The organism is Vibrio sp. 1562 (assembly GCF_033340155.1).
GTDB lineage: Bacteria > Pseudomonadota > Gammaproteobacteria > Enterobacterales > Vibrionaceae > Vibrio > Vibrio alginolyticus.
Genome location: NZ_JAWOVY010000002.1, coordinates 212,487 through 226,162, shown reverse-complemented (window position 1 = coordinate 226,162; position 13,676 = coordinate 212,487). Strand labels below are relative to the sequence as shown.

Here is a 13,676-nt window from a genome sequence, read left to right as displayed (position 1 = left end):
TTTTGCCTGCTCCTCGATAAAGCAGACCGATTGACGAGAGGGGCGAAAAAATAGTCTAACCGATTGTGTCTTAAATGTAACTAGTTGGTTATGAGTGTGATTGTCTATGGTTCTGATTCTTATGATGAATTCTTATCATGTTCATCGTGGTGCCATAAAAGCTTAAACCTGCAAAGTGACAATAAAATTTAAGGAAAAATGAACTTAATGCAGCAAAAATTACTTTTGTGCAATTAAATTAATTGTCAAAACAGCAAAACTGAAGTTAACAATAAATTTACAATCTCCTCATTCTAGTGATAAGGAATGTATTGGATGCTATTACACGAATCAGTGACCCAATTTGCTAATGGGAAAGAAGAAAGCACGCAAAGTGCTCAGCGCCAAACCGCAAACTGCGTAGTGATGGTGCCACCGAAAGAGTTTCGTTTTAATGAAGAAACCGCACAAGATAATGAGTTCCAACATAAAGTGTCACTCAGCCAAGAAGAAGTCTCACGTCGAGTAATGGCCGAGTTCGCGAGTATGGTTGCAACGCTGCGTCAAGAGGGCGTTCAAGTTGTTGAGTTTGATTATCCAACTTCAGATGTTGCGACGCCAGACGCGGTATTTCCAAACAATTGGTTTAGCACTACGCCAGATGGCACGTTGTACACCTTTCCAATGGCCTGTGAAAACCGTCAAAAAGAAGTACGTCCCGATGCGCTTGTGGCAGCACTAGCGCAAGCTGGGCGAGAAGTTCATCGACGCAGCAGTCTAACTGAATATCTTGATGAGCAAGCGTATTTAGAAAGCACGGGTGTGATGGTGTTTGACCACCTAAATAAAACGGTCTACGCCGCACTCTCACAACGTTGTGATCGTCTGGTTTTAGAAGATTACGCCGATCGTATTGGCTATGAACGAGTGATTTCTTTCCAAACTCGTTTGCCGTCTGGTGCGCCGATTTATCACACCAATGTGATGATGGCGGTTGGCGAACAGTTTTGCGTGATTTGTGACGAAGTGATCCCAGAATTTGAGCGTCGTTTTGTAATGAAGTCACTCGCCAAAGACAAGCAAGTCATCTCAATTTCGCTTGAGCAGATGAACCAGTTCTGCGGTAACATTCTGCAACTGGAAACGATCAACGGCGATAAGGTGATTGCGATGTCGCAATCGGCGTACGATGCATTTTCACCAGCACAAAGAAACCAATTGGCAACGCACGGTAAATTGCTGCCATTCGACGTTTCTACCATAGAATCTATTGGTGGTGGTTCGGTTCGTTGCATGTTGGGTGAAGTGTTCTTACCGAATCGTAAAGCTGTGCTTTAATAAACTGCACATTTCTTTTCAGCCGCAGTGAAAGGCTGATGAAGCGTTCTCTTCAAGGGTTTTTAGCCGTTAGCTCTGTGGCAGTACAGACTAACGGCTTTTTTGCGCTTTTTAGTTTTCTGACGATTTGCGTAGGCGACGCTTGGTTTAAGCGCCTAAAATAGGATGGTTCACCTAGCAGATTGTGATAAAGTCCGCGCCTGCGTTTTACCGCATCTTCATTGTTTTTATTGCTTCTTCAACCAAAAGTACAAGGTTTCGCTAATGCCATTTTCTACTCTCTCATTGAGTTCTGAGCTGATTCACGCACTGCCAAAAGACTTCAAGAAACCGACCGATATTCAAGCGTTGGCCATTCCTGAGCTGTTGGCTGGTCAAGATCTATTGGCTTTGGCAAATACAGGCAGCGGCAAAACCCTTGCTTATGGTTTGCCTTTGTTGGAAAAGCTGGGTGTCAATCCAGAGCAAAAGGCGCTGATTCTTGTGCCAACGCGTGAGCTGGCAATGCAAGTGAGTGAAGCAGTTAACCAAGTTGGTCAAGTTATTGGCATTAAAACAGTGTGCTTGTGTGGCGGCGTTGATAAAGAGCAACAACAGCAGGCGCTAGCGACAAATCCTCATATCCTTGTCGCGACGACAGGTCGTTTGGTTGACCTAGCAAACAATGGCCTGGATTTGAGCAATGTTCATTATCTAGTATTGGATGAAGCGGATCGTTTGTTGGATATGGGCTTTTGGCCTGACGTACAAAAGATTTCGATGCAAACCTTCAATCAGCGTCAAACCGCGATGTTCTCGGCAACGTTTTCAGATGAGTTGAAGGGTAAAGCGAAGCTGCTTATGCAGGCACCAAAGCAAGTTGCAGCGCATCAAGAAAACAGCACCAACCAAGATATTGCTGAAACGCTGTACCTCGTCAACAAAGGCAGTAAAACCAAGGCATTGATTGAACTGATTCAAAAAAACGCGTGGGCTCAGGCATTAGTCTTTATTGGTGCGAAAGAGAACGCCGATGGCTTAGCGAAGAAGCTGAATAAAGCGGGCATCTCAACCAATGCGCTGCATGGCAATAAGAGTCAAGATGAGCGAGAAGAAGCACTGGCGCAGTTTAAATCTGGGCAAATTCAGGTGTTGATTGCCACCGAACTACTAGCGCGTGGCATTCACATTGAGCAATTACCTGTAGTGATCAACTTTGAACTGCCAATGCATGCAGAAACTTACGTTCACCGAGTAGGACGTACCGCTCGCGCAGGCCAACAAGGTGTGGCGGTGTCATTGGTTTGTCATGGTGAAATGGACGCACTAAACGCGATTCGTCACCTGACTCAACGTGCATTGCTAGTGCAAGATCTGGTTGGTTTTCCAGTAACGGATAAGCCATCAACTGGCGAGAGCAAACGCGCGCCACGCGATAAAAAAGCCAACCGCCGAACTCATGCTAAGAAGAGCATTAAGCAGTTCCAAGGTAAGTCGAAACGCCCAGCCCCGAGTGCGAAGTAAACCAAAAAAACACGCTCTTGACGGCATAGTCGGTTCAGAGCATGGCTTACAAATTTTACTTTTGAGTATTAACGGCAGTTGGGACAATCAAGCGCATTTCCCAATCTTCGACTTCACCAGTTTCTAGACGGCGCTCGACCAGCTTGCCCCAAGACTCGACTAACGGCAGCTCAGACAGCTTAGTGAGTTCTTTTCTATCTAAACAGCCAGTGAAAACCGCACCCATGATACGAGCCAATGGCCATTCTGGATAAGGTCTTTCGCACAGAATAATCTCGTCACCTGCACCGATATCGCCTTCTTCCAGCACTCGGAAATACCAGCCTGTTCGAAGCGTATCTTGCAGTCTTCTCGCCATGTCGTGTTGGTCAAAGCGTACGTTAAGTTTCCAACAAGGCATGCGACCTTGCGACACTTCCAGTAGTGTTGAGCCGATGCGAATTTTATCTTTCAAGCAAATCGTGGATTCGGTGACGCTTTCGGAGCTGATGTTTTCGCCAAAGCCGCCGGCGGATTGGAAAATTGGTCTTTCGCCTAATTCTTGTTGCCAGATTGGGTAGTGTTCGCTTGGGTAAATATGAAGCGCTTTTTGAATGCCACCATGAAAGCGCGGATCACCTTGCTCATCACTGATAAAACCGAGCTCTGTTGCATGCTGGCGCTCAGGCAGCACTTGTTTGTTGATTGCGCTTTGCGCACCATGAGCATAAGGGACGGTTTTCCCTGCTAGCACTGCTTTTACGACGCCGATTTTCTTCATGTAACCTCCTTATTATTTGAATGAGAGATAAAGTGTTTACCTTCATTCGCGATGCGGAGCATGATAGCCTAGTAAACTTGTGTCGGTGTAGGGATGAAAAGACAACTAACAATGCTAACTCGCCAAATTGATTCGAAGTCAGGCGTCGTCACCTCCAATAAGATGATGGACGCGAATCCCCATTCTCCTGTTTTGGTGAAAACCATCGACATGCCAAAAGGTTACATTGATGCGCTGCATCAACACACTTGGCATCAAATCATCTTTCCTATCAAAGGGTTATTGCAAACACAAACGGAGCATTATCAGCATTTGGTTCCGCACACCTCTGCGTTATTTGTTCCTGCGGGTGTTCAACACGAGTCGATTGCTCTAAGCAACACGATATTTGTTGGTATTTACCTCAACCCTGAGTTTGGCGCAACGTACGAGCCACAAGTGAGAACCATTGCTTTAACGTCGTTTTTAAATGAGCTTTTACAAGAGATCCGCAGACAGTGTGAAGGTGAGACAAGCCACGAAGAAGTGCTGCATTTGCTGGCGGTGCTGCATGATCAAATTTTGAAACGCAACGTGCAGACATTTCAGTTATTGCTGCCACAAGACAGACGACTAAAACTGATTTTCGAGCGACTGACTGACGAGCCAGCGTTGAGCTGTTCGCTAAAAGAGTGGGGGGAGAAAATTGGGGCGTCTGAGCGTACTTTATCACGGCTGTTCGCCAAGGAATTCAACACTTCATTTCTACTTTGGCGGCAACAAATTCGGCTAATTTACTCGCTTTCTTTGTTAGATGAATCGTTGTCAATCCAAGCCATTGCAGACCTAGTGGGTTATCAAAACGACTCATCCTACATCAAAGCATTTAAAGCCTATTTTGATATGACGCCACAACAGTTTAGAGTGAACGGCGCATCGCGCAGGTAGAAGTACAGAGTTTCGACTTCACTTAATGCTTTTGAGTAGAAGTTACGAAACTTCCTTCTTGAATTTCAATTACATGGTATGAATAGCAATGGCACCAACGATAAATACTCGAGTGAATCAATTCTGTTTTGGTCAACCCAAAACGTCGCTGTCGTTGGAAAAAGAGCCCCTCAAACCGCTTGCTCAGGGCAAGGTTCGGGTGCGACTGGAAGCCACCAATATTAACCCAAGTGACTTGCTTTCCATTCATGGTGTTGGGCAATACCGCCGCGTTCACGTACCACCTCGCGTGCCGGGATTTGAAGCGGTTGGGCGTGTGGTGGAAGTCAGTGCAGTTGGTCAAACTGACCTTCAAGTTGGGCAAAAGGTGTTGGTGGCGATGAGTGGTACTTGGCAATACTATATAGATGCCTCGCCTGAGAATCTTTTTCCACTACCTGAGAGTTTGGAGAACGGCTATGCCTGTCAGTTGTACATCAACGCGTTAACCGCGTGGGTGATCACCACTAAAGTAGCTAAGTTGAACAAAGACGATGTGGTGATCATCAATGCAGCTGGGTCAGCGATCGGTAAGATATTTGCCCAGCTCGCCCATTCACTGGGTTTTGCACTGATTGCTGTGACCTCAAAGCGAGACGAGTATCCGTACGATACGATTCCAGTGTTGGACGCGAAGAAAGAACTACAAGCGCAGCTGCAAACGCGCCAACTGCCACAACCAACGGTCGCTCTGGACGCGATAGGTGGTGAGGCTGGCACGGATCTCATTCGTACCTTGAAAGAAAACGGCCAATACATCAACTACGGAACATTGTCGTTAACGCCTTATACGCCTGAGTTTTTTGAATCGATGAAGGCCAACAACATCGACTTTAGTACATTCTTTTTGCGGTATTGGGAAGAATCGGTAGGTAAAGGCGGGAGAAAGACGGTGTTTGCTGAAATGTTAGAACACTTTATTAGCAGCGACATAAAGTTAAACGTTGCATATGATCTGCCGTTAGAGGACTTTCAAACAGCGATTGAAATGGTTGAGCGACGCTCGTCAGCAGTGTCAGGAAAAATCATTTTGACGCTGTGAATTACAGTGAGCCTGTTGAGAAAAGGGAGGATAAAATCCTCCCTTTTTTATGGGTTTACTTGTAATGATTGGGCTATTTTAGATGGAAGATTTGCTCTGTTTCGAGCGATGTCATCGCACGTACTTGACGCCAAATGTAATAAAAAATACCGAACATCATCAACATACTTGGGATGGCAATCATTGGGTAACTGTACAGCGTCATTTTTCCTAACTCTTCGTTAAAGGCAGCAGTACCAGAAGGGCTAGTCACAATCCAAGTCGCAAGGAAGTAGTTCATTGCAGATGAGAACGCAAAAGTACTTGCAAACAGGTAGTTAGAAGACATAAGGCAACGTTCGAACGCATCGGTTTTACCATTTTCTTTTAAACGTTGGTTAATCAACGCGAGGTTCAACACAGTGTCATTCAGTACTAACTTCTGCATCAGCGGGTAGCGGGTAAACGTTGAACCCAAAACCGCTAAACCGATCAGGCCAGGAATCAGGGCTTCTTTTAGTGCTAACCAGCGTGTATCAAGCTCTAACAAGCCGATGCCACCAGTTAGTAGAACACTGATAAAGCCCAGAGCAGAAATAAAGTTAAATTTCTTGTTACGGACAAGGTCCATACCGCCATAAATGATAGGAAATAGCAAAGCGACAACCAGCGCCATTGCTGTCCCTAGATGCTCATCGCCACTAAACTTCATCAAAATGAAGGAAGGGATAAATACGTTGAAAAGGATTTCAAATAAGGGATTCGGCTTTTTCGCCGTCGTGTTACTCATAATGTTTTACTGACTCTACTCTATGTCGGCTGTTATTGTACTTTGACAAGAAGTGTTCATCTAGTCGCGCTTGATGTAAAGCGTTAAAGCGTCGAGTTGTGTAACGACTTATGAAATAGACCGGAGCATAGCCAGTTAGTTTACATGATTGACTACTTTTTGTGTCTTAATGACTCTCCTTCTGTGCGATGATCTGATTACGCGCTCTGAATAATCGAGTCGCCACTGTGTTGTGGTTGAGCCTCAAGGCTTGGGCAATTTCATCATGATTCAACCCAGCCACTAAGCTCAAGAGCAACGGCTCTCGGTATTTGGGTTCGAGAATCATCATTTGTTTTTGAAGCCAATCTTGGGCCATGTCGTAGTCACTGCCAGGGTAGGTTTTTGTCTGTATTGCACACTCATCAATGTCGACAAAATCGTACTGTTTTCTATCAAAGCGCCGAGCATTCTCACGACGCAAAATAGTAATGAGCCAAGACTTCGCGGCGTTGGGGTCATTTAATTTATCAAAGAATCGCCACGCTTTCAGAAAGGTTTCTTGCGCTAAATCTTGAGCAAGGTGGTGATCTTTGCATAACCAATACGCGAGACGGTAAATCTCTTGGTATCGATCTTTCGTCAGTGCTTCGTAACGTTTATGTTTTTCCATAGCATTAAGATAAAAAGTTTGGAGAGCACGTTGTGTCTGCCAGATGAACGACAACCCTTTTTATCGCTTTTACAGTGATAAAAAGGGTTGTTCGATTAGGAAGACAAATTCGAAGAGTTAACCTTCCAAATATCGAAGGGTGACTCTGATTTCTTTCTTACACGCTTAAAATGGTTGGTTGGAAAAGCGTGAGTACTGGATGGCATCTGCGACTTCCTGAGCTTTAGACTCTGAAGTCATAAGGTGAAGTAGCTTAAGAGCAGCTTGATAGCTAACTAGGCTACCGTTCGAAGTGATAACGCCATCATCAATGACAAAATTCTGGTCGACTTGTACTTTGACTGCTGGGTAATCTCTTTGAAAGCCGTTTTCACCTCCGGCCCAAGTTGTTGCTTTTTTGCCGTTTAAAAGGCCAGCTTCGGCTAACAAATACGCGCCAGAGCAATTACTTGCCATCCAATCTGCCGCCTTTGAGGTAGTTTTAACAAAGTGAATGAGATCTTTATTTTCGATTAGTGCATCCATGTCATAGCTGGATGTTAAAACCAATACGTCGAGTTCCGGCAGATCACCAATCCAAGCATCCACACCAATTTTTAATCCTTCTTCAGTGGTGATGGTTTTCTGATCTGAGACGGAAATGGTGAGCACGTCATAATCACTAAACCAAGTGAGACGACTTGCGACGCCAAAAACCTCTAAAGGAGCAGTAACATCAGAGGTCAGTACGCCATCGTAAACCAGAATACCAATTCGTTTATCTGCGGCATGTGCTGTTTGAAGCATCCCAAAGAATAGGACTAGTGTCGCTATCAATAGTTGTAGTGCATTCTTCAATCCGTTTTTACCCATGGTTTTTTCCTCGTTAACAGAGCATCAAGTTATTGAGGTTCATTATATTTAGGCTAATTAGTGATTGAAGAGCCACTTTGTCTTTACTAAAGTGAATAAAATTCATGAATAGAGTTCATTGGTTATATGGATAAGATACGGTCCCTACGATTTTTTATTGCCACTTTAGATGGCGGTAGTTTTGCTGCGGCTGCCAAAGTGTATGGCACTGACCCTTCGACCGTGAGTAAAGCCATACATCGTCTTGAAAGCGATTTGGGTATACAGCTTTTTCAACGTTCTACGCGACAGAGCCGCCTGACAGAAGCTGGTCGTAGGTACGCAAATACTGCTAGGTTTGTACTGGAGGAGCTGGCGGCATGTGAGGATTCATTAAAAAGTCACAATGATGCGCTTTCAGGGCAGCTTAAGATTAATGTGCCAGTCTCGTACGGTCGCCTCTATATTCGTCCTTTATTAAAAGAGTTTTGTCGCCGCTACCCTAACATCACTATCGATATTCATTACGATGATGCCTACGTTGATATTATTGAGCAAGGTATTGATGTGTCGATTCGCTCTGGTGTCGTTCACGATAGTCAATTGATTGTGCGTCAGCTCAGCCCTATCGATTTTATCATTTGTGCCAGTCAGGATTACTTAGCGCGCCATGGTGTTCCGAGTGGCCCGGATGTATTCAATGACCATTCTTGGGTTCGTTTTCGTTTTAAACAAACGGGGAAACTGTTGCCGATTCGGATGCCAGAACCAGACGGTGCGAGTGAATATGACCCCGAAAGAAACTACATTGTAAATGACGGTGAATCCATGGCAGAGCTTTGCGCAGAAGGCTTAGGATTAACTCAGATCCCTCATTTTATCGCGAGAGACTGGCTTAAAGCGGGGCGTTTAGTGCCGATATTTCCGAGCATGCGCCAAGCAGGAAATGGCGTGTATCTTCTCTATGCCAACCGGGAATATGTGCCTGCACGAGTTAGGGTGTTCATCGATTTTATCACTCAAGCAATACAGGATATGGATGAAACGCCATTCCATACTTGGGCTGAAACGTTGCCGATTTATCGACCGAACCAAGGCGATTGAAAACTTCATGTGAGTCTTTGGTTAAAACCCCCTAAGCTATATGGCGCTTTTATTGGTTTTTGTTAGTTTATTGGGCGTTATTATCGAAAAGCGCAGTTTGCTCTTCGTCACTCATAAAGGAAAGACAATGCCAACTAAGATCTTAGTGCCTGCTTTGGCCCTACTTCTCAGCGCATGTGGTGGCGATGGGGAGTCGTCAGCCCCAGCAGAAAGCGGCTCACAAAACACAGGTTCCACATCGTCACAAGGCACATTTGCCGAGCAGATGCTTGCAGCGGTCAACAGCGCTCGCTCTACTACACAACAGTGTGGCGCAACCACCATGCCACCTGTTGGGGCCCTGACTTGGAGCTACGATTTGGAAAGCGCCGCTTATCGACATTCAAGCGATATGGCGAACAGCGATTTCATGAGCCACACAGGCTCTGATGGCAGCAAAATGTCAGATCGAGTTAACGCAACGGGTTATGCTTGGAGCGCCATTGGTGAGAATGTCGCCGTAGGGCAAAGCACCATTAACGCCGTCGTGAATGCTTGGTTATCGAGTGAAGGTCACTGCCTTAATATCATGAGTGCGGATTTTGATCAGATGGGCGCGTCGCTTGTCGAAAATCACTCTGCACGTTACGGGTATTACTGGACTCAGGTTTTTGCCAAACAGCGCTAATGCGATAAAGAAGCCCGATAGATAAAAAATAAAACGCCAGCAGTCACTATCTGCTGGCGTTTTATTATTTACATCTCTTTTAGCTTGTCAGGTTACGAAGTTTTGGGTCATCCGCCAGGTATTCAACAAATTCAATCTCAAAACCTGCAGGGTCAACAAAATACACATTTTTGCGATATGGTTCATCAGCACCAGGTTGGGCAATCGGATAACCTGCATCGGTTAGTCTTTTGATGATTGCATCGACGTTGTTGGTCACATAAGCAAAATGCGCTAGCCCAACTTGGTGCCCGCTCAACTCGCGGTTTTCTTCTTCGCCATGGTCACTCATGGCTATGTATTGATACTCGTCGCCAAAATGTAGCCAGTTTCTTGGTTTGCCACTCCATTCGCCTTTACCTTCATCACGCACGTACCAATGTGGAAATGCAGTTTGGTAAAACTTCAGCATTTCAGGGATATCTTTCACGACTAAGTTAATATGTTCTAGTTGGATCATGATGTGCTCCTTTTTGTCATTTTCTAGCCAACGATGAATATGCTAATACCTCAAGTTAAGTTGAGGTAAAGGGCTTTTTTAAAATTTTTTAGGGTTGATATCTTTGGATCTGGATACATTGAGAGATTCGGTGGGTTTGGTGCTTTGAATCTGAGAGCTGGGTTAGGGGCTTGCAACCTTGTTTCACCTTTTGTTTGTTCGTGTTCTTGCTAAGCATTTTCGATCGAGTTTGTGGTGAGTAGATTCCCAGTCTCACCTAGGTTCGCGGGAATGACGGAAAGAGAGTGCTAAACGAAGAGCGTCATTCTGAAAGAGCCTAAGCGAGTATTCAGAATCTACTTTCAGTGTGTTGTTATGTTGCGTTGTGAATTGAACTATCCGCGAGCACAGAACCAGTTCCTCCCTTTTGAGCTCTGTGTGTTGAGAGCTTCGGAGTTTGATACAAGGGGAGGTTAGGTGGGGTTGCTGGTTGAATGTTGGGTAAGGTGCTTGCAACCTTGTTTCAACTTTTGTTTGTTCGTGCTACTCATTTTCGATCGAGTTTACGGTGAGTAGATTCCGAGTCTCACCTAGGTTCGCGGGAATGACGGGAAGAGAACGCTAAACGGACAGCGTCATTCTGAAGGAGCCTATGCGAGTATTCAGAATCTACTTTCAGTGTGTTGTTATGTTGCGTTGTGAATTGAATTATCCGCGAGCACAGAACCAGTTCCTCCCTTTTGAGCTCTGCGTGTTGAGAGCTTCGGAGTTTGATACAAGGGGAGGTTAGGTGGGGTTGCTGGTTGAATGTTGGGTAAGGTGCTTGCAACCTTGTTTCACCTTTTGTTTGTTCGTGCTACTCATTTTCGATCGAGTTTACGGTGAGTAGATTCCCAGTCTCACCTAGGTTCGCGGGAATGACGGGAAGAGAAAGCTAAACGAACAGCGTCATTCTGAAGGAGCCTAAGCGAGTATTCAGAATCTATTCGCAGCGCGTTGTGATGCTGGTGGAGTGAACTGAATTATCCGTGATTGTAGAGCCATTCCCTCCAGTTTGAACTCGGAGCGCTGAGAGATTTGCTTACACCTCTCCCCAAAAACCAAAAAAGCCAGCAGTTAATACCTGCTGGCAAAGTCTTTGGGCTTCTAGGTTTTTTGATTTTATTTCTTGTTACTCATCGCTGTCAGGGTGCCCCGATTGGTTTTCCGGGGAAGAAAACACAGCACCGTGCGCTTTGTGCTCAAGAAATTGGAGATTAACCTTGCTTACGGATTAGGTAGTCAAATGCACCTAAGCTTGCTTTTGCACCTTCACCCATCGCAATGATGATCTGTTTGTAAGGAACGGTTGTTGCGTCACCAGCTGCGAAGACACCTTCTAGGCTAGTATCGCCACGGCTACCGACTTCAATCTCACCGCGCTCAGATAGGGCTACTTCTGAATCTTTTAGCCACTCTGTGTTTGGTACTAGGCCGATTTGAACAAAGATACCTGACAGTTCAATCTCTTTGATTTCATCTGTGTTGCGGTCTTTGTACTTCAAGCTTGTTACGCGAGTACCGTCGCCCACTACTTCTGTTGTTTGCGCCATCGTGATGATGTCTACGTTTGGTAGTGAGTTCGCTTTGTCGATAAGTACTTGGTCTGCGCGAAGTACGTCTGCGAATTCAAGAACCGTTACGTGTTCTACGATACCAGCAAGGTCGATAGCTGCTTCGATGCCTGAGTTACCACCACCGATAACCGCAGTTTTCTTGCCTTTGAACAGTGGACCGTCACAGTGTGGGCAGTACGCGACCCCTTTGTTGCGGTACTCTTGCTCACCCGGAACGTTCATTTCACGCCAGCGAGCACCAGGGCTTAGGATGACACTCTTACTTTTCAGCGTTGCGCCACTTTCAAGCTGGATGTGAATCAAACCATCTTCTGTGTGTGCTGCGCCCATTAGCTTCTCAGCTTGTTGCTCAGTCACGACGTCTACATCGTATTCTTTTAGGTGTTCTGCTAGGTCAGTTGCCAGTTTTGGACCTTCAGTGCGTTTTACCGAAATGAAGTTCTCGATTGCCATGGTGTCCATAACTTGACCACCAAAACGCTTAGCAACAACACCAGTACGAATACCTTTACGAGCGGCGTATAGAGCAGCTGCGCTACCACCAGGACCACCGCCGACAACAAGTACGTCGTATGGATCTTTTTCGCTTAGTGCTTTCGCCGCTTTCTCGCTCGCGCCGTCATCCACTTTGTTTAGGATTTCAGTCAGAGACATACGACCTTGACCGAATAGCTCACCGTTCACGAATACACTTGGTACGGCCATGATGTCGCGTTGTTTCACTTCATCTTGGAACAAGCCACCGTCGATCATGGTTGCTTTTACTTTCGAGTTGATCGCCGCCATCATGTTGAACGCTTGAACCACGTCCGGACAGTTTTGACACGACAGTGAAATGAAGATTTCTACGTCTAGATCTTTGTCTAGTGCTGCGATTTGCTCAATCACTTCCGGTTCTAGTTTGATTGGGTGACCGCCAGAGTGAAGCAGTGCCAATACTAGAGAGGTAAATTCGTGACCCATTGGCAAGCCTGCAAAGCGTAGTGCTGTGCCTTTTGCTGGGTTAGTTACCGCCATCACTGGTTTACGTGCGCTTGCGTTGTCGTCACGTTCAACGGTGATTAGGTCGCTCATCTCTGCGATTTGGTTCGCTAGAGACAAAATGTCATTCGATGCTTTGCTTTCATCTAGACTAACCACTAAACGAACTTCTTCTTTTACATTAGCCAGATATTGTTTGAGTTGTTGTTGGATCGCTTGGTCTAACATAGTTGTTACTACCTTAATTAAAACTAAAAAGTGGTTACTGTAGATAAAACCTGAAGGGGAGAGAGCAAATCAGGCAGAAGGTCGTCAAGGTATCTAACCTGAAGTGCTCTCTAATTCAGTTCTAATCAGAAAAAGGAAATCGGAACTGATTAGAACTTAAATTTCAGTGGCTTAGATTTTGCCAACTAGGTCTAGTGATGGAGCTAGTGTCTCTTCACCTTCTTTCCATTTAGCTGGGCAAACTTCGCCTGGGTGCGCTGCTACGTATTGAGCTGCTTTCACTTTGCGTAGTAGGTCTTCTGCGTCACGACCGATACCTTCAGCAGTGATTTCCATTGCTTGGATAGTACCTTCTGGGTCGATTAGGAACGTTGCACGGTCTGCAAGACCTTGACCTTCACGCATCACACCGAAGTTGTTTGTGATGTTGCCTGTTTGGTCGCCAAGCATGTAGTACTGAATCTTACCGATTGTGTCTGAGCTGTCGTGCCATGCTTTGTGAGTGAAGTGTGTGTCAGTTGATACTGAGTAAACTTCTACGCCACGTTTTTGTAGCTCTTCGTAGTGGTCTGCTAGGTCGCCCAGTTCTGTTGGACATACAAACGTAAAGTCTGCTGGGTAGAAGAAGAATACTGCCCATTTACCTAGAACGTCTTGTTCTGTTACTTCAACGAATTCACCGTTTTTGTACGCTGTAGCTGCAAATGGTTTGATTTGAGTATTAATCATAATTTACTTTCCTTTGAATGTTTTAAGCTGAGC

At 45.4% G+C, this 13,676-nt stretch carries 13 protein-coding genes; 6 read left to right on the top strand and 7 right to left on the bottom strand.

The features are described from left to right. The first annotated feature begins 315 nt into the window (after positions 1–315). Both R7Z49_RS02765 and R7Z49_RS02760 read left to right on the top strand, forming a co-directional pair. Entirely contained in the window at positions 316–1,317 is a 1,002-nt protein-coding gene (locus R7Z49_RS02765) for an arginine deiminase-related protein (RefSeq protein ID WP_005383547.1), read from the top strand. Between the two features lie 264 nt (positions 1,318–1,581). After that, on the top strand, positions 1,582–2,820 hold the full coding sequence (locus R7Z49_RS02760) for a DEAD/DEAH box helicase (RefSeq protein WP_132936212.1): 1,239 nt from the start codon (positions 1,582–1,584) through the stop codon (positions 2,818–2,820). A gap of 55 nt (positions 2,821–2,875) precedes the next feature. Here R7Z49_RS02760 and R7Z49_RS02755 read toward each other — a convergent pair whose 3' ends face one another. Continuing rightward, a complete protein-coding gene (locus R7Z49_RS02755) occupies positions 2,876–3,580 on the bottom strand; it encodes an MOSC domain-containing protein (RefSeq protein WP_025768698.1) in 705 nt (234 codons plus the stop codon). A gap of 111 nt (positions 3,581–3,691) precedes the next feature. On the opposite strand from R7Z49_RS02755, the gene R7Z49_RS02750 reads away from it, so the two are divergent. Both R7Z49_RS02750 and R7Z49_RS02745 read left to right on the top strand, forming a co-directional pair. Further along, complete coding sequence (locus R7Z49_RS02750) at positions 3,692–4,507, top strand: AraC family transcriptional regulator (protein WP_054575376.1); 816 nt, start codon at positions 3,692–3,694, stop codon at positions 4,505–4,507. 88 nt (positions 4,508–4,595) lie between these two features. Beyond that, on the top strand, positions 4,596–5,588 hold the full coding sequence (locus tag R7Z49_RS02745; protein WP_054576540.1) for a zinc-dependent alcohol dehydrogenase family protein: 993 nt from the start codon (positions 4,596–4,598) through the stop codon (positions 5,586–5,588). Between the two features lie 73 nt (positions 5,589–5,661). On the opposite strand, the gene R7Z49_RS02740 is transcribed toward R7Z49_RS02745, so the two are convergent. From R7Z49_RS02740 to R7Z49_RS02730, 3 genes are all read right to left on the bottom strand, one after another. Beyond that, positions 5,662–6,357 carry a VC0807 family protein gene (locus R7Z49_RS02740; protein WP_005383527.1) on the bottom strand — a complete coding sequence of 232 codons (696 nt, stop codon included), beginning with the start codon at positions 6,355–6,357 and terminating at the stop codon, positions 5,662–5,664. 166 nt (positions 6,358–6,523) lie between these two features. Then, positions 6,524–7,054 (bottom strand): sigma-70 family RNA polymerase sigma factor, encoded by a 531-nt coding sequence (locus R7Z49_RS02735; protein WP_255209459.1) that lies wholly within the window; start codon positions 7,052–7,054, stop codon positions 6,524–6,526. Positions 7,055–7,174: 120 nt separating this feature from the next. After that, positions 7,175–7,861, bottom strand: a complete 687-nt coding sequence (locus tag R7Z49_RS02730; RefSeq protein WP_132936213.1) for a DJ-1/PfpI family protein — start codon at positions 7,859–7,861, stop codon at positions 7,175–7,177. A gap of 126 nt (positions 7,862–7,987) precedes the next feature. Between R7Z49_RS02730 and R7Z49_RS02725 the strand changes: the two genes are divergently transcribed. Together R7Z49_RS02725 and R7Z49_RS02720 are read left to right on the top strand one after the other, a co-directional pair. After that, positions 7,988–8,944, top strand: a complete 957-nt coding sequence (locus tag R7Z49_RS02725) for a LysR family transcriptional regulator (RefSeq protein WP_017820076.1) — start codon at positions 7,988–7,990, stop codon at positions 8,942–8,944. 127 nt (positions 8,945–9,071) lie between these two features. Beyond that, the gene (locus tag R7Z49_RS02720) at positions 9,072–9,611 is read left to right on the top strand and encodes a CAP domain-containing protein (protein ID WP_005398264.1); all 540 of its coding nucleotides are present in this window, start codon (positions 9,072–9,074) and stop codon (positions 9,609–9,611) included. Positions 9,612–9,690: 79 nt separating this feature from the next. On the opposite strand, the gene R7Z49_RS02715 is transcribed toward R7Z49_RS02720, so the two are convergent. From R7Z49_RS02715 to ahpC, 3 genes are all read right to left on the bottom strand, one after another. Beyond that, positions 9,691–10,110 (bottom strand): VOC family protein, encoded by a 420-nt coding sequence (locus tag R7Z49_RS02715; protein ID WP_132936215.1) that lies wholly within the window; start codon positions 10,108–10,110, stop codon positions 9,691–9,693. Positions 10,111–11,345: 1,235 nt separating this feature from the next. Next, entirely contained in the window at positions 11,346–12,914 is a 1,569-nt protein-coding gene (ahpF, locus tag R7Z49_RS02710; RefSeq protein WP_132936217.1) for an alkyl hydroperoxide reductase subunit F, read from the bottom strand. Positions 12,915–13,085: 171 nt separating this feature from the next. Then, positions 13,086–13,643: an alkyl hydroperoxide reductase subunit C gene (gene ahpC, locus R7Z49_RS02705; protein ID WP_005374632.1), complete on the bottom strand. Its 558-nt coding sequence runs from the start codon at positions 13,641–13,643 to the stop codon at positions 13,086–13,088. Between the last annotated feature and the right edge of the window lie 33 nt (positions 13,644–13,676).

Coding starts and splice junctions, on each gene's coding strand:
- R7Z49_RS02715 (WP_132936215.1), bottom strand. CDS start 10,110: ATGATCCAACTAGAACATATTAACTTAGTCGTGAAAGATATCCCTGAA.
- R7Z49_RS02740 (WP_005383527.1), bottom strand. CDS start 6,357: ATGAGTAACACGACGGCGAAAAAGCCGAATCCCTTATTTGAAATCCTT.
- R7Z49_RS02720 (WP_005398264.1), top strand. CDS start 9,072: ATGCCAACTAAGATCTTAGTGCCTGCTTTGGCCCTACTTCTCAGCGCA.
- R7Z49_RS02725 (WP_017820076.1), top strand. CDS start 7,988: ATGGATAAGATACGGTCCCTACGATTTTTTATTGCCACTTTAGATGGC.
- ahpC (WP_005374632.1), bottom strand. CDS start 13,643: ATGATTAATACTCAAATCAAACCATTTGCAGCTACAGCGTACAAAAAC.
- R7Z49_RS02760 (WP_132936212.1), top strand. CDS start 1,582: ATGCCATTTTCTACTCTCTCATTGAGTTCTGAGCTGATTCACGCACTG.
- R7Z49_RS02745 (WP_054576540.1), top strand. CDS start 4,596: ATGGCACCAACGATAAATACTCGAGTGAATCAATTCTGTTTTGGTCAA.
- R7Z49_RS02765 (WP_005383547.1), top strand. CDS start 316: ATGCTATTACACGAATCAGTGACCCAATTTGCTAATGGGAAAGAAGAA.
- R7Z49_RS02755 (WP_025768698.1), bottom strand. CDS start 3,580: ATGAAGAAAATCGGCGTCGTAAAAGCAGTGCTAGCAGGGAAAACCGTC.
- R7Z49_RS02730 (WP_132936213.1), bottom strand. CDS start 7,861: ATGGGTAAAAACGGATTGAAGAATGCACTACAACTATTGATAGCGACA.
- ahpF (WP_132936217.1), bottom strand. CDS start 12,914: ATGTTAGACCAAGCGATCCAACAACAACTCAAACAATATCTGGCTAAT.
- R7Z49_RS02750 (WP_054575376.1), top strand. CDS start 3,692: ATGCTAACTCGCCAAATTGATTCGAAGTCAGGCGTCGTCACCTCCAAT.